This window comes from Pseudoduganella rhizocola (genome assembly GCF_045984285.3).
Classification (GTDB): Bacteria; Pseudomonadota; Gammaproteobacteria; order Burkholderiales; family Burkholderiaceae_D; genus Rugamonas.
In genome coordinates this window covers 731,126-749,340 of record NZ_JBJQIK030000001.1, presented here as the reverse complement: position 1 = coordinate 749,340, position 18,215 = coordinate 731,126, and the positions used below count along the sequence as shown (strand labels likewise).

Here is an 18,215-nt window from a genome sequence, read left to right as displayed (position 1 = left end):
CATGATCACACTTCATACCTGGACCACGCCCAATGGCCGCAAGCCGCTCATCATGCTGGAGGAGCTTGGGCTGCCCTACCGCATCGTGCCGGTGAATATCGGCAAGGATGAACAGTTCCGGCCGGAGTTTCTCGCCATTTCGCCGAATAACAAAATTCCCGCGATGGTCGACGACGAGGCCGGCCCGCTGGCCCTGTTCGAAAGCGGCGCGATTCTCACTTATCTGGCGGAGAAGTCCGGCCAGTTGCTGGCGCCGGCCGGCCCGGAACGCTACAAGGCGCTGCAATGGCTGCACTGGCAGATCGGCGGCCTTGGCCCGATGCTGGGGCAGCTCGGCTATTTCACGAAGCAGGACGACGCCTTCGCCACCGAGCGCTTCGTCAAGGAAGCGGACCGCCTGCTGACGGTGCTGGACAAACAGCTCGGCAACTCGCGCTACGTGGCAGGCGAGGAGTTTACGATTGCCGATATTGCCTGCTATACCTGGGCCCAGGCCGCCGCCACGCGCATGAAGGCCGTGCTGGCGGAACGGCTGGACAACAAGCCGGCGCTGCAGCGCTGGCTGTCCCTGGTGGGCTCACGCCCTGCCGTGGAGCGCGGCATGGCCTGGAAGCCTGGTTAATCGCGCAGGTAGCGCTCGCTCCACGCGGCGATCAGGCGGGCGACGTAGACGGCATCCTCACGCCTCGTCAGCAGGTGGTCGGCATCGTCCAGCGAGATGAAGCTTTTCGGGTGCTTGGCCGCCGTGAAGATGTCGAGCGCATTGCCGATGCCCACGGTATCGTCGCCCGGTGCGTGCATCACCAGCAGCGCCTTGCGCAGCGCGCCGATTTTTGTCTTCAGCTTGCTTTCCGCCACGTCTTCCAGGAACTGCTTCTTGATGCGGAAAGGGCGGCCCGCCAGCTGCACCTGGGCTTCGCCATCGTTCGTGATGGCGTCGATATGCTCGCTGAACATATGCGTGACGTGGCCCGGATCGCTCGGCGCGGCAATGGTGACGACGGCGCGCGCTTCCGGCACGTCCTCCGCCACGGCCAGCGTGGCGGCGCCGCCGAGGCTGTGGCCGATGAGGAGTTTCGGCGCTTCATAGCGTTCACGCAGGTAGTCCGCCGCGGCAAGCAGGTCCGCCACGTTCGAGGAAAAATTGGTGTTGGCGAAATCGCCCTCGCTGGCGCCGAGCCCCGTGAAATCGAAGCGCAGCACTGCAATGCCATGGTCGGTCAGCGCCTGCGCGATGCGGCTCGCGGCAAACACGTCCTTGCCGCAGGTGAAACAGTGCGCGAACAGTGCGTAAGCGCGGATGGCGCCATCCGGCGCATCGAGCCGCGCGGCGAGTTTATGGCCGTGGGCGCCGTTGAATTCCTGACGTTCTGCTCGCATGGGAGGCTCCTGTTGAGGCGTTGCGCCTACTTTGCACCAGAACCCGGCCGTGGGCAAGAGGCCGCAAGCGCTAGCCGAACAGGCCGTGCAGGAACCAGCGCTGGCCTTCCTCGCCGCCGCTCAGGCGCTCGCGGTAGACCCAATAATGCACATGGTCCTCGCCTTCCGCGATGAAGTAGTCGCGGGTTTGCGCATCACTCCACCAGCCCGCTTCGATACGCTCGGCATTGGACACCACGCGCAAGGGCGAACCGTAGAAAGGACGGTGGTCGCGCATCATCAGTGCAATGGGCTTCGGCAGCAGCCAGGTGGGGCGCGGCAAGGGCTGCGGCGGCAGCTGCGCCAGCACGTCGGCGGTCCGCAGCTTCTGCTGCACCGGCACCCAGGCATTGGCGTGCTCCGGCCGGTAATCGGCTTTCGGCGCCGGCTGCAGCACGTTGTCCGGCCCCAGCCGCGCGACCAGGACTTCCAGCAGGCGCTGCCGGTCTTCCGCGCTGCCGCCCGGTTCGGGGAACAGGCAGTCGTTGAGCGGGGCCATCGGCTTGACTTCACTGGCCTCCAGGCACAGCCCGATGACCGGCGATTCCAGCGTGATGCGTCCCAGCCTTTCCTTCAGCAGCCGCACCAGGTGGCCGTCGTGCCACACGGCTTCGGACAGCGCGATGTCCACCAGCGTCGGCGGCTTGGCGACCCTGCCCCGCTCATGTTCCAATGCGAGGCGGATGCCTTCCACGGCCAGCTGGCGTGCGCACAGCCAGCCCGTCATCTGCTGCAGCAGGCGGCGCGCGCCGGCCAGCAGCAGTTCGGCGTTCTCAATGCGGTCGAACAGTTCCAGCCTGGCCATGAAGCTGGGCGGCGCTTCGATCCAGTCGAACATTTCCGGCGTGTCGCCGCGCGCGGCATCGAGCATGGCAATCAGCGCCTTGCCGCAGCGCCGCTGCAGGCCTGGGCGCGGCAGGCGGCACAGCTGCGCAAAGCTGAAACAGCCGATGCCGTCCAGCCACGCCAGGTAGGGCCGCGCGGGCGGCAGCACGGCCGGCGGCACCGCGGCCAGCCTGCGCAGCATGGATTCTTTTGTTAAAGAGCGGCCGCCGCCCGCCTGCGCCAGCAGCCAGGCCGCGCGGCCCGTTGGCGCGCAGCTCAGCACAGCAGTAAAACCCAGCTCCCGCATCGTGTGCCGGATCAGCCGGCACAGCCGCCGCACGCCGCCGAACAGGCGCAGGCTCGCCCCCACATCCAGCAGCAAAGTGGCTTCTTCCCCTTCCGCCACCTGAGGCGTGTACTGCAGCAAGGCCATCGCCACCGCATGCAGGGCTTCAGCCTCCCGCAGGGGTGCGCGTTCCATCATCTGCGCATCGGGCGCCATCAGCAGCGCGCCGTTGCGCCGCATGCCGGGGCGCACGCCCAGCGCTAATGCCTGGGCCGAGGCCGCCAGTACGCCTTCCTGCTCCAGCACCACCGTGCAGGCTTCATCCTCCGACCAGTTCGGACAGAACACTTCCAGCGGAAGCCGGGGCAGATGCAGGCCGATCCAGAGGTGCATGGCGTCGATGAAGCGAAGAAGGTGATAAAGGTAAAAACAAAGGTTCGTCCCGCTGCGGCCCGCGCCGTTTGAGGAAGCCCAGTTGCAGGCCGCCTGGCGCCGGTTCCAGCGTCAGGCGCAGCGGCGCCGGCGATGCATCGCGCGCTTCCGACAGGGGCCGCATCATGCAGAACAGCGTTTCCCCGCTCTGCGCCGCCAGGTGCAGCCGGCGCAGGTTCTCGCCGCGCGCATGCTGATACCACAGCAGCACGGCGCCGCAGCTGCCGCTGCGCAGGATCTGCTCGGCCGCCCACAAGCCATCCGAGCCGCGTGGATTGCTGCGCACCCAGATCAGCTGCGAAGGCGGCATGCCCAACGCCGACATCGCCAGCGTCTGCGGGATCTGCGGCGGCTGCACCAGCACCACTGGCCGCTTCATGCGCGCCAGCGCCGGCTGCAGCAGACGCATCTCCCCGATTCCCGACTGCGCCAGCAGCAGCTCATTCAGCGATCCCAGCGGCCAGCCGCCGCCCGGCAGCTGGGCGGACAGGGCGGCATGCCCCGTATCCACACAGCGGGAAGCGGAGCGCGCCAGTTGCGATGCAAGCCAAAGCGATGGGTGCAAGGTTTCCGGCGCTGGAATCGGATCGGAGCGGGCCATGGCAATGGAATCAAATACTGTACATACATACAGTACTCCGTGCGGCCGGATTTTGCAAGGTTTACCTGCCAGGTTTTAACAGATGAGCTCGTGTCCACCTTGGTGCCTGCCCCCAAGGTGGACACGGGCTCGGCAGTACGCGCGCACTGTTGAATTGGGGCAAGGACGCGAAAAATGGGCTTGCGCTATGCTGAAAATCGCTCCGCCGGCGGCAGGCAATACGGCGGTTTTCCGATTGGTTTTACGAATCACAGGAGACAACAAATGAGCTACCTCGACCGAGACCCCTTTGGCATTTATCGCGACAATGACAGTCAGGGCCCCGGCCCGCGCCTGATGGGCGCCGATACCCTGATGGGCGAAGATGTCTATAACCGCCAGGAGGAAGATCTTGGCGACATCAAGGAAATCATGATCGATATGCAGAGCGGCCAGATCGCCTATGCCGTGCTGTCCTTCGGCGGCATCATGGGCATGGGCGACAAGCTGTTTGCCGTGCCGTGGCAGGCGCTGCAGCTGGATACCGTGAACAAGCGCTTCATCCTCGACTGCAGCAAGGAAAAACTGGAAAACGCGCCCGGCTTCGACAAGGACCGCTGGCCGGATATGGCAAGCGCTGAATTCGGCAGCCAGGTGCACGGCTTCTACGGCACCCAGCAGGCCATGCCGGGCCAGATGACCTCCACCGGCAGCGTGATGGGCAGCGGCACCAGCACCATGCAAAGCGGCTCCAGCGGCTCGATGAGCGGCAGCAGCGGCAACCTCGGTTCGTCCAGCGGCATGTCCACCCAGAGCGGCAGCAGCAGCGGCAACCTGAACCGCAGCGGCACCGATATGAACCAGGGTACCAGCCTTGACCAGCGCAGCAGCACCCTGAACCAGGGCAGCAGCCTCGACCTGGGCAGCAGCCAGTCCGACATGACCGACAAGAACGTCAACCAGGTCGGCGGCCTGTCGAACCAGAACACCAGCATCGATCCGGACAAGGACCGCATCTGATCCAGCTTAGCGCTGCATCGCCTCCCACACCTTGAACAGGCGCTTGACGGACACCGGCATCGGTGTCCGCAGCTCCTGCGCGAACAGCGACACCCGCAGCTCCTCCAGCATCCAGCGGTATTCCACCAGCCGCGGGTCGGTATTCTTGCCCGCCGATTTGTCGCGCGCCACGCGCAGGTATGGCTGCGCGGCCTGGTGCCATTCCGCCATGGCCTTCGCATCGCGCGCCGAATCCGCGCGCAGCTTCTCCAGCCGCACGTTCATCGCCTTCAGGTAGCGCGGGAAATGCGCCAGCTGCGAGAACTCGTTATCGGCCAGGAAGCGCTTGTGCACCAGGCCTTTCAGCTGCTCCTGCATATCGGCGGCAGCCTGCGGATTCACGTTCTGCAGGCGCTTCGGCATGCCGTGGAATTCCGCCAGCACCTGCCCCACCAGGCGCGCAATCTCGTTCACCAGCAGCACCAGGCGCGACTTGCCTTCGTCCTTGCGCTTGTTGAAAGAAGCTGCATCGGTGGGCAGCGGGTCCTGCAGGCAGGCGATGTCCAGTGCCTTGGCGATGATCTGGTCGCGCAGTTCTTCCTGTGTGCCCATGGACATGAACTGCATGCCCATCTGCTGCAGGTTCGGAATGCTCTTTTCAACGAACTTGATCTGGTCCTTCATCTGCAGCGCGAACAGGCGGCGCAGGCCCACGCGGTGCGTGCGCGCCGCCACGTTCGGGTCGTCGAACACTTCGAGGTCGCAATGCGCGCCCTTGTCCACCAGCGCCGGGAAGCCGATCAGGCTTAGCTTGCCCTGCTTGATCTCCAGCAGCTCCGGCAGCTCGCCGAAAGTCCACGCTGTGATGTTCGAATGCGCTGCCGGCGCAGCGGCTTCCGGCACCGGGGCGGCAGCCGTCTTGCCGCCATTGGCGCCATTCACGCCACGGGCCGCGTCAGCCGCGATGCCGCCGTGCGAAGGCTTCGGCGCCGCGCCGCCCGTGAGCTGCGCCAGCTGCGCCGGCGTGGCCTCGGCCATCTTCTGGAAGCTTTCGCGCGCCTGGCTGCCGTATTCGGCCTGCAGCTTGGCGAGGTTGCGCCCCATGTCCAGCTGGCGGCCATGCTCGTCGATCACCTTGAAGTTCATGAAGTGATGGGCAGGCAGCGTTTCGGGCTTGAAGTCCGTGGTCAGCACATTGATGGTGATCTGCTCGCGGATGTCGGCAATGATGGCGTCCACCAGGTCGCCGCGGCCAAAGGCCAGCTTGTCGTGGATGCGGTCGCAGAACTTCGCGGCATACTCCGGCAGCGGCACCATATGGCGGCGCTGCTTCTGCGGCAGGGACTTCAGCAGAAGATGCACTTTCTCCTTCAGCATGCCGGGCACCAGCCACTCGCAGCGTTCGCGCGAAAGCTGGTTCAGCGCATACAGCGGCACCGCCAGCGTCACGCCGTCGCGCACGCTGCCCGGCTCGAAATGATAGGTCAGCTGCAGTTCCAGGCCTGCCGCCATCATCTTCTTCGGGAACAGCTCCGTCGTCACGCCTGCCGCCTCATGGCGCATCAGGTCTTCGCGGATCAGGTAGAGCAGCTTGGGATCGTCCTGCGACGCCTTCTTGTACCAGGCTTCAAAGCCCGCGCCATTCACCACCTCGGCCGGAATCAGCTTGTCGTAAAAGGCTTCGATCAGCTGGTCGTCCACCAGCACGTCCTGGCGGCGCGACTTGTGTTCGAGGTTCTCGATCTCTTTGATCAGCTTGTGGTTGTGGGCGAAGAACGGCGCGCGCGTGTCGTAGTCGCCGCCCACCAGCGCGTCGCGGATAAAGATTTCACGCGCTTCGGCAGGGTTGTGCAGCGCATAGTTGATGCGGCGCTGGCTGTAGATGATCAAGCCGTACAAGGCGGCCTTCTCCGCCGCCGTCACCTGGGCCGGACGTTTTTCCCAGCGCGGTTCGCCCCACGATTTCTTCAGCAGGTGGCCGCCGATCTTCTCGATCCACTCCGGCTGGATCTGGGCCACGCAGCGCGCATACAGGCGGTTGGTTTCCACCAGTTCGGCCGCCATGATCCACTTGCCCGGCTTCTTCAGCAGCGAGGAGCCCGGCCATACATGGAAGCGGATGCCGCGCGCGCCGAGATAGCCTGCGCCCGGCTCGTCATCCGATTTGAAGCCGATATTGCCCAGCAGGCCAGTCAGCAGCGCGAGGTGCAGGTTCTCGTAAGTCGCAGGCGCCTCGTTCAGGCGCCAGCCCTGCTCCTTCACAATGGTGAGCAGCTGTGAATGCACGTCGCGCCATTCGCGCAGGCGCAGCTGCGAGAGGAAGTTGGCGCGGCAGTTGTCCTGCAGCTGGCGGTTGGTCTTCTTGTGCTCAATCGCTTCTTCGAACCAGCGCCAGATCTTGATGTAACTGAGGAACTCGGACTTCTCGTCGGCGAACTTCTTGTGCGCCTGGTCGGCAGCCTGCTGGTGCTCGATCGGGCGGTCACGCGGGTCCTGCACCGACAGCGCGGACGCAATGATCAGCATCTCGGTCAGGCTGGCGTTTTCCTGCGCGGCCAGGATCATGCGGCCCACGCGCGGGTCCAGCGGCAGCTTGGCCAGCTTGCGGCCCAACGCCGTGAGGTTGTTCGATTCATCGACGGCGCCCAGTTCCTGCAGCAGCTGGTAGCCATCCGCAATCGCACGCGCCAGCGGCGGTTCGATGAAGGGGAAGGTCTCCACAGCCGTCAGGTGCAGGGACTTCATGCGCAGGATGACGGCGGCCAGCGAGGAGCGCAGGATTTCCGGGTCCGTGAATTTCGGGCGCTGGTTGAAGTCCTGTTCTTCATAGAGACGGATGCAGACGCCATCGGCCACACGGCCGCATCGGCCCGCGCGCTGGTTGGCCGCCGATTGTGCAACCGGCTCGATCTGCAGCTGCTCCACCTTGTTGCGGTAGCTGTAGCGCTTCACGCGGGCCAAGCCGGCGTCCACCACATAACGGATGCCGGGCACGGTCAGCGAGGTTTCGGCCACGTTGGTCGCCAGCACGATGCGGCGCGCATTCGTGGTGCGGAATACGCGGTCCTGTTCTTCCACCGACAGGCGGGCGAACAGGGGCAGGATCTCCACATGCGGCGGATGGTGCTTGCGCAGCGCTTCGGCCGCATCGCGGATCTCGCGTTCGCCGGGCAGGAATACCAGCACGTCGCCGGAGCCGATGCGGCACACTTCATCCACGCCATCCACCACGGCGTCCATCAGGTCGCGCTTGTCGCGCGCGGCGGCGGCCGTGCGGGCCTGCGGCTTCGATGCATCACTCGTTGCCGTCACCTGCTCGCGCTCCACCGGGCGGTAACGGATCTCCACCGCATACAGGCGGCCGGACACTTCGATCACCGGCACCGGCGGCTTGCCGTCCTGCGTGAAGTGGCGCGCGAAGCGCTCGGCGTCGATGGTTGCCGAGGTGATGATCACTTTGAGGTCCGGGCGGCGCGGCAGCAGCTGCTTCAGGTAGCCCAGCAGGAAGTCGATGTTCAGGCTGCGTTCGTGGGCTTCGTCGATGATGATCGTGTCGTAGCCCTTGAGCAGCGGGTCGGTCTGGGTTTCGGCCAGCAGGATACCGTCGGTCATCAGCTTGACCGAGGCGCCCTTGCTCAGCGTGTCGTTGAAGCGCACCTTGAAGCCGACGTTCTCGCCCAGCGGCGTGCCCAGTTCCTGCGCGATGCGTTTCGCCGTTGACGACGCGGCAATACGGCGCGGTTGGGTGTGGCCGATCAGGCCTTTCTGGCCGCGGCCCAGTTCCAGGCAGATTTTCGGCAGCTGTGTGGTTTTGCCGGAGCCGGTCTCGCCAGAGACGATCACCACCTGGTGCTTGCGCAGCGCTTCCGCGATTTCGGCGCGGCGGCCGGATACCGGCAGGTCTTCAGGGAAGGTAATCGGCGGTATCGGATTACGGAACAGGCGCGCAGCTTCGCGCTCGGCCAACTGCTCAGGCGTCAGCTTCTCGCGCGGCTCACGGCCTTCGCGCGGCGCATTGCCGCCGCGTGCGCCATCTCCTGCGCGCCCCGGGCCGCCGTTGCCGCCCGCTGTACGCTCAGCATCGCCGCCACGTCCGCCGCGCGGCGCCTGGCCATGCCGCGCCTCGCCGGGAGCACGGGCGCTGCCGGATGCACCCGCGCCATCGCCGCGCTGGCCTGCACGATCTCCACGCGACGCAGTTGCGTCTTCCTGGCGTCGCGGATTGCCGCCGCGCTGGCCGGGCTGCGCGCCTGCCGGCTGGGCGCCGGGCGTGCGCTGGCCCTCCGGCCGTGGCGCGCGGCGCGGGCCTGAAGCAGGCGATGCGGGGCCCTGCGCGCCGCCTTGCGGGCGCTGCCGGGCATCGTTTTGTGGTGCGTTGGCGGGAGATTGAGGCTTATTGCGTGCTTCTGACATTGTTTTTTACATAGTTTTGCTGCGAAAACCGCGCAGCGAATTATAATGCGGCGCATGGAAAACCCCGTCGAATTCGTCCACTGGCTGCGTTCCGTCGCGCCTTACATCCACGCCTTCCGCGGCAAGACCTTCGTGGTCGCCTTCCCCGGGGAACTGGTCGCCGCCGGCGCCCTGCAGGTGCTGGCCCACGATTTGTCCCTGCTGCACGCGCTGGACATCAACGTCACCGTGGTCTACGGCTCGCGCCCGCAGGTGGCCGAGCAGCTGGCCCTGCGTAACGTGGAAGGCCGCTTCCACAACGGCATCCGCATCACCGACCCGGCCGCGATGGAATGCGCCAAGGAGGCGGCGGGCGAACTGCGCCTCGATATCGAAGCCGCCTTCAGCCAGGGCCTGCCGAACACGCCGATGTCGCATGCGGCGATCCGTATCATTTCCGGCAACTTCATTACCGCCAAGCCGCTGGGCGTGATCGACGGCGTGGACCTGGAACTGACCGGCGTGACCCGCAAGGTCGATGCCGAAACCATCCACTCCATCCTCGGTTCGGACGGCCTGGTGCTGCTGTCGCCGCTGGGCTTCTCGCCGACCGGCGAGGCCTTCAACCTGACCATGGAAGACGTGGCCTGCAGCGCCGCCATCGCCCTGCATGCGGACAAGCTGATCTTCATCACCGAAACCGAGATGATGACGGATGCCGCCGGCGTCGAAATCCGCGAACTGTCCTCGCACCAGGCCGAAGCCGTGCTGCAGGCCGGCTTCCTGCCCGATGCCACCGCCTTCTACCTGCGCCACTGCATCAAGGCCTGCGACAACGGCGTGGAGCGTTCCCACATCGTGCCCTTCGCCATGGACGGCTCGGCCCTGCTGGAACTGTTCACCCACGACGGCGTGGGCACCATGATCTCGCACGAGAACCTCGAATCGCTGCGCCAGGCCTCAATTGAGGACGTTGGCGGGATTCTCAAGCTCATCGAACCGCTGGAAGCCGACGGCACGCTGGTCAAGCGCGGCCGCGAACTGATTGAACGCGAGATCGACCGCTTCTCCGTCATCGAGCACGATGGCGTGATCTTCGGCTGCGCCGCCCTCTACCCCTTCCCGGAAGAGAAGATGGCGGAAATGGCCTGCCTCACCGTCAATCCGGAAGTGCAGGCCCAGGGCGACGGCGAACGCATTCTCAAGCACATGGAGAACCGCGCGCGCGCCAGCGGCATCACCAAGCTGTTCGTGCTTACCACGCGCACCGCGCACTGGTTCATCAAGCGCGGCTTCGTGCCCGCCACCGTGGACGCGCTGCCGAAGGACCGCCAGCACATGTATAACTGGCAGCGCAAATCCCAGGTTCTCGTTAAAACCTTATAATGGCGGTTTCAGAACACGCTTTAGGAGCAGCACAGATGGCCCGTACCGTCCATTGCATCAAACTGAACAAGGAAGCCGAAGGCCTGGCTTTCCCGCCCGTGCCCGGCGAAATCGGCAAGAAGATCTATGAATCCGTGTCGAAAGAAGCATGGGACGGCTGGCTCAAGCACCAGACCATGCTGATCAACGAAAACCGCCTGAACCTGGCCGACCTGCGCGCCCGCAAATACCTGGCGGCGCAGATGGAGAAGCACTTCTTCGGCGACGGCGCCGATGCCGCAGCGGGCTACGTACCGCCCACCGCGTAAAACAACGGCGCCCCGGGCGCCGTTTTCATTTCATGGGTTTGCACTGGCGCAGCTCGCAGCGGGCCAGGAAAGTGCGGCCGTTGCTGCAGGCCATGCGGTAGACCTCCACTGGCCCTGGTTCCGACACCAGTCCCGCCCCCAAGCCGCCTTCGCAGCCTGCCGTCCTGGCCAGCCTTTCCACCGTGGCCGACGATACGCCCGGCCTGAACTCCACTTTCTGGATCTCCGTGCCCTCGTGGCGCGCGATGGGCGTGCCGTCGCTGGCGGTAGCCGGCGCCGCCGCCTTGCGTGCCAGCGGCGCACGGCTTTCGGCAGCCTGCTCCTGCCAGGGCATGGCGGGCATCCAGGCGCAGGCGCTCAGCGCGCCCGCCATCAGCAGCAGTGCCAGGCGCTTCATCTCAGTACTTCAGCGTGCGCACGCCGTCCGCCGTGCCCAGCAGGCAGACGTTCGCGCCACGCGCCGCAAACAGGCCGACCGCCACCACGCCGGCCATCTGGTTGATCTGGGTCTCCAGCGCTACCGGATCGGCGATCGACAGGCCCGCCACATCGATGATGTTGCCGCCGTTATCGGTAACAAAGATCTCGTCCGAACCGGCCTTCGTGCGCACCCTGGGCTGGCCGCCCAGCGCCGCCAGCTTGCGGAACACGGCGTTGCGCGCCATCGGCAGCACTTCCACCGGCAGCGGGAACTTGCCCAGCGTTTCCACCAGCTTGGAGCCGTCGGCAATGCAGACGAACTGCTTCGACACCGAGGCCACAATCTTCTCGCGCGTGAGCGCTGCGCCGCCGCCCTTGATCATGGCGCCCATGGCATTGATTTCGTCCGCGCCGTCGATATAGACGGCAATCTCCGCTACCTCGTTCAGGTCGAACACCGGAATGCCATGGCCTTGCAGGCGCGCCGCCGTCGCTTCGGAGGACGCCACGGTGCCCTTGATACGGTCTTTCATCTTCGCCAGTTCGTCGATGAAGAAATTGGCCGTGGAGCCGGTGCCCACGCCAATGATTTCTCCCTCAACCACGTAGGAGATGGCCGCGCGGGCGACCGCTTGTTTCAGTTCGTCTTGAGTCATGAGTGCAAAAATAATAAGGCAGGAATCCCGCCATTTTACCGGAAGCAGCTGCCCTCCAGCCGCCAAATATTACGAATGAGCAACAAATTTCAGAAATTTATACACACCCGGCTTGCGGCGATATGAGAAAATGGTCCATCCCGAAAAGCAAAGTACATGAGTGAGACATGGTTCCAACCCCAGTCGTACTGATCGTTGACGACAGCCGCGTGTCGCGCCTGATGGCGAAGCAATACATTCTGGCCATGCATGCCGACTGGACGATCGAAGAAGCCGCCACCGGCGAGGAAGCGCTGGCAAAAGCCGGGGCATTGCAGCCCGACCTGGTCGTGCTGGACGTGAATATGCCCGGCATGGGTGGCGTGGCCGCCGCCGAACAACTGCGCAAGCTGCTGCCTGCCGCCCATATCTCCCTGCTGACCGCCAATGTGCAGGACGCCACGCGCGTGCGCGCCGAAGACCTCGGCGTGGGCTTCATGGAAAAGCCGATCACGGCCGAGCGTATCGCGCGCCTGCTGGCGCCCTTGGAAACGCGATGAAGGTCGAACTGAGCGAACTGGAACACGACGCCCTGGTTGAAATTTTCAACATCGGGGTGGGCCAGGCGGCGGCCTCGATGAGCGCCATCGTCAGCGAAGAGGTCACGATGTCGGTGCCTTCGATCAGTTTCCTCAGCCGCGCCGAAGCGGCCCAGCTGCTGGCCGATGCGCACCGCGCGGGCGGCGGCAGCGAACGCATTTGCGGCGTCAGCCAGCATTTCGACGGCGCCTTCCAGACCGAAGCCATCCTCATGTTCCCGGAAGATAAGAGCCTGGAAATCGTGCGCCTGATGGTGGGCGAGGCGGTGCCGCTGCAGGCGCTGTCGGAGATGGAACAGGAGGCAATGAGCGAAATCGGCAACATCATCCTGAATTCCTGCGTCGGCACGCTCGCCAATATCTTCCAGCAGGAACTCACCGGCTCCCTGCCCGTCTACCATGTGGGCACCAGCGACGAAATCCTCAGCGCCTCCGGCCAGCGCGCCGATACCGTGGTGCTGATGCTGCACATCGACTTCATCCTGGAGAAGCACCAGATCCACGGCTACGTTGCCTTCATCCTCGACGTCTCCGCCCTGCACGACCTGAAGCAGCAGATCAATCTCTATCTGGCGCGCGCCATGGGGCAACACTGAGCATGGCAGAACCGAATCGCCTGCAACTGCTGGAAAGCGTTCTGGAATCCGTCAGCATCGGCGCCATCGTGCTCGATAGCGCACAGCGCATCGTATTGTGGAACAAATGGATGGTGCGCCATAGCGGCTGGGACCAGCACCAGGCGGTCGGCAGCAATCTGTTCGAACTGTTCCCCGAGCTGCGCGGCCTGCGCGTGGAAGCGGCCGTGCGCCAGGTGCTGGACAACAATTTCGCTTCGCTGCTGTCGCCCACGCTGAACAAGGCGCCCCTCCCCCTGTTCAGCAATCCCGCCGCCCAGGCGCGCGGCGAGCGCATGCAGCAGGCCATCAACGTCACGCCGGTGGATGTGCCGGGCGAAGCGCGCTACTGCCTGATCCAGCTGCACGATGTGAGCATGGCCGCGGCGCGCGAGAAGCTGCTGCGCGAGCAGACCGAATTGCTGCGCACGCAAACCTTCTCCGACGGCCTGACGGGCGTGGCCAACCGCCGCTATTTCGACATGGCCATCGACAAGGAGCTGCGCCGCGCCAAGCGCAATGGCGCCTTCCTGTCGCTGCTGATGATCGATATCGACTACTTCAAGCCCTACAACGACCACTACGGCCACCAGCAGGGCGACGACTGCCTGATCCGCGTATCGGCGGCCATGGCCTCGATGCTGCAGCGTTCCACCGATGTGCTGGCGCGCTATGGCGGGGAGGAGTTTGCGATGATCCTGCCGGATACGGACGCCTCGCAGGCGCTGCAGATGGCGCAGGCCATCCGCATGCGCATCATCGGCCAGCAGATCCCGCATGAATATGCGGGCGGCGACCTGAAACAGATCACCGTCAGCATCGGCATCGCCACGCTGACGCCGGAATACCCGATGGAATCCGGCTCGCTGATCGGCGCCGCCGACCACGCGCTGTACGCCGCCAAGCGGCTCGGCCGCAACCGCGCCATCGCCCAGCCGCCCGGCCTGGAATAGCCGGGCCTCAGAGGCTGCGGTAGGACGCGATTTCCTTGTCGATGGCCTTCAGCGCCACCGTTTTCTCGACCGCGCCGCGCTTGACCGCCTCCTTCGGCATGCCGTACACCACGCAGCTCTCTTCGTCCTGCGCCACGGTGCGCGCGCCGGCCTTGCGCATTTCCAGCAGGCCGGCCGCGCCGTCGTCGCCCATGCCGGTCATGATGATGCCCATCGCATTGGCGCCCGCATGGCGCGCCACGGAACGGAACAGCACATCCACCGAGGGCCGGTGCCGGTTGACGAGCGGCCCATCGATCACGTCCACATAATATTGCGCGCCGTCGCGCCGCAGCAGCATGTGCTTGCCGCCCGGCGCAATCAGCGCCTGGCCCGGCAGCACGCGCTCGCCGTGCCGCGCTTCGGCCACGCGGATCTGGCACAGGCCATTGAGCCGCGCCGCGAAGGCGGCCGTGAATTTTTCCGGCATGTGCTGCACGATCACGATGCCCGGCGTCACGCGCGGCAGCGCCGTCAGCACTTCTTCCAGCGCCTGGGTGCCGCCGGTGGAAGTGCCGATGGCCACCACGCGCTCCGTGGTCTGCAGCGTGCCGCGCCCTTCCGGCACGGAAGGCATGATGACGTCGGCCGTGTGCTTGACGGTCGCTTCCAGCGGCACCGTGGCGCGCGCCGCCAGGCGGCGCACATTGGCTACCGCCGCCGCGCGCACCGCGCCAACCAGCTCGTCGGCACTCTCCTTGAGGAACTCCTGCAGGCCCAGCTTGGGCTTGGTGATGATGGAGACGGCGCCCGCCGCCAATGCCGCCATCGTGGTCTGCGCGCCCTTCTCCGTCAGCGTGGAGCAGATGATCACTGGCGTGGGACGCTCGCTCATGATCTTGCGCAGGAAGGTGATGCCGTCCATGCGCGGCATCTCCACGTCCAGCACGATCACGTCCGGCCATTGATGTTTCATGCGCTCGATGGCGAGCAGCGGGTCGGACACCGCATGCAGCACCTTGATACCGGGCGCCGATTCCAGCATGGCGCTCACCACCTTGCGCACCACGGCCGAATCATCGACCACCATCACATTGATCTGCTTCATCAGGGTTTGCTATAGACAGAAGGCATCACCGCGCGCACGGCATCGCTTACCTCGTGCAGGCTTTCGGAATGCCCGATAAAGAAATAGCCGCCGCGGCGCAGCGGCGCCACCACGCGGTTCACCACCTGGCGCTTGGTTTCGCCGTTAAAGTAGATCATCACATTGCGCAGGAAGATCACGTCGAAGCTGCCCAGGTCGGGCAGCGCCGTATTCAGGTTCACCTGGCGGAACTGCACGCGGTTGCGCAGTGCGCGCTCCACCAGCAGCGTTCCCTGCTGGTCGCCGATGCCCTTCAGGCAGAAGCGGCGCAGGTAGTCCTGCGGGATATGCTGGGCGCGTTCCATCGGATAGTGGCCGTTGCGCGCACGCTGCAGCACCCGGGTGCTGATATCGGAGGCCACCACTTCCCAGGGATTGTTGCCGAGGCAGTCGGCCAGCACCATGGCGATGCTGTACGGCTCCTCTCCGGAAGAACAGGCCGCGCTCCACACCCGGAACGGCGTGTTGCGGCTGCCCGCAGGCCGCGCCAGCGCCGCCTCGCGCAGCAGCTCGAAATGGCGCATCTCGCGGAAGAAATAGGTTTCATTGGTGGTCAGCAGGTCCACCGCCACCTGCACTTCCTCCGGCGCCTGGCCGGCGGAGAGCAGCTTGAAATATTCGGTATAGCTGGAAAGCTGATGATGCTGCAGGCGCTTGGCGAGCCGTCCGCTCACCAGCGCCTTCTTCGCCGACGACATGCTGATGCCGGCAATATCGAAGATAAAGCGCTGGAACTGTGCGAACTCCTGCTCGCTGATCTGAAACACGCTCATTGCATCAAACCGGCGCCAGATCCGCCGCGTTCAGTTCCGGCATGGTGGCCAGCGCTTCCAGCGCCAGCACATTGTGCACGTTCAGCAGGATCACGAACTTGCCGTTGACCTTGCCCATGCCCTGGATGAAATCGCCGCGCACGCGGGTGCCGAAGGATGGCGCCTCCTCGATGTCGGCGTCGGCGATGTCGAGCACCGCATTCACCGCATCCACCACCACGCCCGTCACCTGGTGCTCGCCGCTCACTTCCAGTTCCACGATGACGATGCAGGTACGCTTGCCCGCCACTGACTGCGGCTTGCCGAAGCGCGCCGCCAGGTCCATCACCGGCACCACGGCGCCGCGCAGGTTGATCACGCCGCGTATGCACTCCGGCATCATGGGCACTTCCGTAATGCCGCTGAACTCAATAATCTCCTTGACCGCCATGATGCGCAGGCCATAGGTCTCGCCTCCCAGCATGAAGGTGAGGTATTGCTGCGACCCGCTCTGTTCTTGCTGCATGCTCCTCTCCTCAGAATGACGTGAAATTCGCCTCGTCCGGCGCACTTTGCAGCGACAGCGAATCGGCCAGCTTCAGCGGCGCCGCGCGGCGGCCGGTGCCGCGCACCGGCGCGGGCGAACGGTGGCCCACGGCGACCACCGCGGAACGCGAACCGCCTTCCACGCGGAAGAAGGCCATGGCCTGCTGCAGCTGCTCCGCCTGGCTGCTCATCTCTTCGGCCGTTGCCGCCAGCTCCTCTGAGCTGGACGCGTTCTGCTGCGTGGTCTGGCTCAGCTGCACCACGGCGGAATTGATCTGGCCCACACCGGCCGACTGTTCTTCCGAAGCTGCCGTGATTTCCTGCACCAGGTCCGATGTCTTGCGGATATTCGGCACCATCTGGTCCAGCAGGGTGCCGGCGCGTTCGGCCAGTTCCACGCTGCTGGTGGCCACTTCGCCGATCTCCTGCGCCGCCACCTGGCTGCGCTCGGCCAGCTTGCGCACCTCGGCCGCCACCACGGCAAAGCCCTTGCCGTGTTCGCCCGCGCGCGCCGCTTCGATGGCGGCATTCAGCGCCAGCAGGTTGGTCTGGTAGGCGATATCGTCGATGATGCCGATCTGCTTGGCGATCTGCTTCATCGCCGTCACGGTAGCCTTCACGGCCTCGCCGCCTTCCGCCGCTTCCTGCGCAGCCTTGCCGGCCATGCCGTCGGTCACGCGCGCGTTCTCGGTGTTCTGCGAGATCGAGGCCGTCATCTGCTCCAGCGAGGCGCTGGTTTCTTCCACACCCGCCGCCTGCTCGCTCGCCGCCTGCGACAGCGACTGCGCCGTGGCGCTCACCTCTTCCGAGGCGCTGGCCAGCGAATGGGCGCTGCTGTTCACTTCACCGACCACCTGCGCCAGCTTGTCCATCGTGTTGTTGGAATAGTCCTTCAGCTTGGCGAAGGCGCCCTGGTAATCCTTGTCGATCTTCTTGCTCAAGTCACCGTCCGACAGCGCGCCCATTACGCGCACCACATCGTCGATGCTGGAACCCACGGTCGTCACCAGCTGGTTCAGGCCCTGGCCCATCTCCTGCTGGAAGCCCTGCAGGCCGTTCATGTCCACGCGCACCTCGAAATTACCGCGGTTGGCCGCCTCCACCACGGCGCGCTGGCCGTCGATCACCTGGCGCAGCTTGGCCACCATGCCGCCCACCGCGAACAGCATGCTGCTCCGGTCACCGGAACGGGTTTCCACTTCGCCGCTCAGGTCGCCGGCCGCAATGCGCTTCAGCAGCTCGGCGGCGTAGCCTGGCTCACCGCCCAGCTGGCGCGTGATGCTGAGCGTGATCCAGAACGCCATGGCGATACCGAACAGCACGGCCAGCGTCCCCACCGTCACCATCATATTGCGCGCTTCGACGTATTCGATGGCGGCCTGCTTGCCGCTGTTCTCCATCAGTTCGCTCTGGTAGGCGATCAGGCGCGACAGCGTGGAGATATAGTTGGTTTGCGCCCCTGCCAGCTGGTTGGTTAGCAGATCCTTGGCTTCGGCAAGTTTGCCGTCACCCGACAGGCGGATGAATTCTTCCTGGTGCACGCGGTACTTCTCGCGCGCGTCGATCATGGTGCGCAGCAGGTCCTTGCCCTGCGGCGAGGTGATTCGCTTTTCCAGCTTGGCGATCTGCTCGCGGATCGAGGCTTTCGCCGTTTCGATATCGGCCAGCTCCTTACGTGCGGTCTGCGCATCGTTGTAGAGCGCGATATTCCGCATCGACATGGCAATCTCGTTGATATTGCCGATCAGGGTATAGCTCCACAGGACTTTGGGATATTTGTCGATCACCATATCGTCCGTGTTTTCGGCCACATCGGCCAGGCGCGTCACGCCCATCACCACCACGCTGGCCAGCAGCAGGCTGACCACGCCGAAGGCCAGGCCCAGGCGGACGCTGATTTTCAGGTCTTTAAACATAGGAATTGCTCCAGGAAAGCGTTTCGA

General features: G+C 65.0%; 17 protein-coding genes. 7 read left to right on the top strand and 10 right to left on the bottom strand.

What is annotated here, in order from left to right:
* Nucleotide 1: 1 nt before the first annotated feature.
* Nucleotides 2–622, top strand: coding sequence for a glutathione S-transferase family protein (locus ACJRPG_RS03465; RefSeq protein WP_407998641.1), 621 nt, complete (start codon nucleotides 2–4; stop codon nucleotides 620–622).
* Here the strand turns inward: ACJRPG_RS03465 and ACJRPG_RS03460 are convergent.
* The 3 genes from ACJRPG_RS03460 to imuA form a co-directional block, all read right to left on the bottom strand.
* Nucleotides 619–1,380 (bottom strand): alpha/beta hydrolase family protein, encoded by a 762-nt coding sequence (locus ACJRPG_RS03460; protein WP_407998640.1) that lies wholly within the window; start codon nucleotides 1,378–1,380, stop codon nucleotides 619–621. The two genes, ACJRPG_RS03465 and ACJRPG_RS03460, sit on opposite strands and share 4 nt — an antisense overlap.
* Before the next feature lie 70 nt (nucleotides 1,381–1,450).
* Nucleotides 1,451–2,923 carry a Y-family DNA polymerase gene (locus tag ACJRPG_RS03455; RefSeq protein WP_407998639.1) on the bottom strand — a complete coding sequence of 491 codons (1,473 nt, stop codon included), beginning with the start codon at nucleotides 2,921–2,923 and terminating at the stop codon, nucleotides 1,451–1,453.
* Entirely contained in the window at nucleotides 2,850–3,563 is a 714-nt protein-coding gene (imuA, locus tag ACJRPG_RS03450; protein ID WP_407998638.1) for a translesion DNA synthesis-associated protein ImuA, read from the bottom strand. The genes ACJRPG_RS03455 and imuA overlap by 74 nt, the downstream gene beginning before the upstream one ends.
* A 264-nt stretch (nucleotides 3,564–3,827) precedes the next feature.
* Between imuA and ACJRPG_RS03445 the strand changes: the two genes are divergently transcribed.
* Nucleotides 3,828–4,562, top strand: a complete 735-nt coding sequence (locus ACJRPG_RS03445) for a PRC-barrel domain-containing protein (RefSeq protein ID WP_407998637.1) — start codon at nucleotides 3,828–3,830, stop codon at nucleotides 4,560–4,562.
* 6 nt (nucleotides 4,563–4,568) lie between these two features.
* Here the strand turns inward: ACJRPG_RS03445 and hrpA are convergent, their stop codons facing one another.
* Nucleotides 4,569–8,954: an ATP-dependent RNA helicase HrpA gene (hrpA, locus tag ACJRPG_RS03440; RefSeq protein ID WP_407998636.1), complete on the bottom strand. Its 4,386-nt coding sequence runs from the start codon at nucleotides 8,952–8,954 to the stop codon at nucleotides 4,569–4,571.
* A gap of 54 nt (nucleotides 8,955–9,008) precedes the next feature.
* On the opposite strand from hrpA, the gene argA reads away from it, so the two are divergent.
* Both argA and ACJRPG_RS03430 read left to right on the top strand, forming a co-directional pair.
* Nucleotides 9,009–10,319, top strand: coding sequence for an amino-acid N-acetyltransferase (gene argA, locus ACJRPG_RS03435; protein WP_407998635.1), 1,311 nt, complete (start codon nucleotides 9,009–9,011; stop codon nucleotides 10,317–10,319).
* Between the two features lie 35 nt (nucleotides 10,320–10,354).
* Nucleotides 10,355–10,627 (top strand): oxidative damage protection protein, encoded by a 273-nt coding sequence (locus ACJRPG_RS03430; protein ID WP_407998634.1) that lies wholly within the window; start codon nucleotides 10,355–10,357, stop codon nucleotides 10,625–10,627.
* A 25-nt stretch (nucleotides 10,628–10,652) separates the two neighbouring features.
* On the opposite strand, the gene ACJRPG_RS03425 is transcribed toward ACJRPG_RS03430, so the two are convergent.
* Together ACJRPG_RS03425 and rpiA are read right to left on the bottom strand one after the other, a co-directional pair.
* The gene (locus tag ACJRPG_RS03425; RefSeq protein WP_407998633.1) at nucleotides 10,653–11,024 is read right to left on the bottom strand and encodes a hypothetical protein; all 372 of its coding nucleotides are present in this window, start codon (nucleotides 11,022–11,024) and stop codon (nucleotides 10,653–10,655) included.
* Between the two features lies 1 nt (nucleotide 11,025).
* The gene (gene rpiA, locus ACJRPG_RS03420; RefSeq protein ID WP_407998632.1) at nucleotides 11,026–11,703 is read right to left on the bottom strand and encodes a ribose-5-phosphate isomerase RpiA; all 678 of its coding nucleotides are present in this window, start codon (nucleotides 11,701–11,703) and stop codon (nucleotides 11,026–11,028) included.
* A gap of 167 nt (nucleotides 11,704–11,870) precedes the next feature.
* Between rpiA and ACJRPG_RS03415 the strand changes: the two genes are divergently transcribed.
* Genes ACJRPG_RS03415 through ACJRPG_RS03405 form a run of 3 tightly spaced genes read left to right on the top strand, consistent with a single transcriptional unit; the run spans nucleotide 11,871 to nucleotide 13,848 of the window.
* Nucleotides 11,871–12,242 carry a response regulator transcription factor gene (locus ACJRPG_RS03415; protein WP_407998631.1) on the top strand — a complete coding sequence of 124 codons (372 nt, stop codon included), beginning with the start codon at nucleotides 11,871–11,873 and terminating at the stop codon, nucleotides 12,240–12,242.
* Nucleotides 12,239–12,877, top strand: coding sequence for a chemotaxis protein CheC (locus ACJRPG_RS03410; RefSeq protein WP_407998630.1), 639 nt, complete (start codon nucleotides 12,239–12,241; stop codon nucleotides 12,875–12,877). Before ACJRPG_RS03415 ends, ACJRPG_RS03410 begins: the two co-directional genes overlap by 4 nt.
* A gap of 2 nt (nucleotides 12,878–12,879) precedes the next feature.
* Nucleotides 12,880–13,848 (top strand): diguanylate cyclase, encoded by a 969-nt coding sequence (locus ACJRPG_RS03405; RefSeq protein WP_407998629.1) that lies wholly within the window; start codon nucleotides 12,880–12,882, stop codon nucleotides 13,846–13,848.
* Between the two features lie 7 nt (nucleotides 13,849–13,855).
* Here the strand turns inward: ACJRPG_RS03405 and ACJRPG_RS03400 are convergent, their stop codons facing one another.
* Genes ACJRPG_RS03400 through ACJRPG_RS03385 form a run of 4 tightly spaced genes read right to left on the bottom strand, consistent with a single transcriptional unit; the run spans nucleotide 13,856 to nucleotide 18,188 of the window.
* A complete protein-coding gene (locus ACJRPG_RS03400; protein WP_407998628.1) occupies nucleotides 13,856–14,935 on the bottom strand; it encodes a protein-glutamate methylesterase/protein-glutamine glutaminase in 1,080 nt (359 codons plus the stop codon).
* Nucleotides 14,935–15,747 carry a CheR family methyltransferase gene (locus ACJRPG_RS03395; RefSeq protein ID WP_407998627.1) on the bottom strand — a complete coding sequence of 271 codons (813 nt, stop codon included), beginning with the start codon at nucleotides 15,745–15,747 and terminating at the stop codon, nucleotides 14,935–14,937. The genes ACJRPG_RS03400 and ACJRPG_RS03395 overlap by 1 nt, the downstream gene beginning before the upstream one ends.
* Before the next feature lie 4 nt (nucleotides 15,748–15,751).
* Nucleotides 15,752–16,252, bottom strand: a complete 501-nt coding sequence (locus ACJRPG_RS03390) for a chemotaxis protein CheW (protein ID WP_407998626.1) — start codon at nucleotides 16,250–16,252, stop codon at nucleotides 15,752–15,754.
* 10 nt (nucleotides 16,253–16,262) lie between these two features.
* Nucleotides 16,263–18,188: a HAMP domain-containing methyl-accepting chemotaxis protein gene (locus ACJRPG_RS03385; RefSeq protein WP_407998625.1), complete on the bottom strand. Its 1,926-nt coding sequence runs from the start codon at nucleotides 18,186–18,188 to the stop codon at nucleotides 16,263–16,265.
* Nucleotides 18,189–18,215 lie beyond the last annotated feature (27 nt).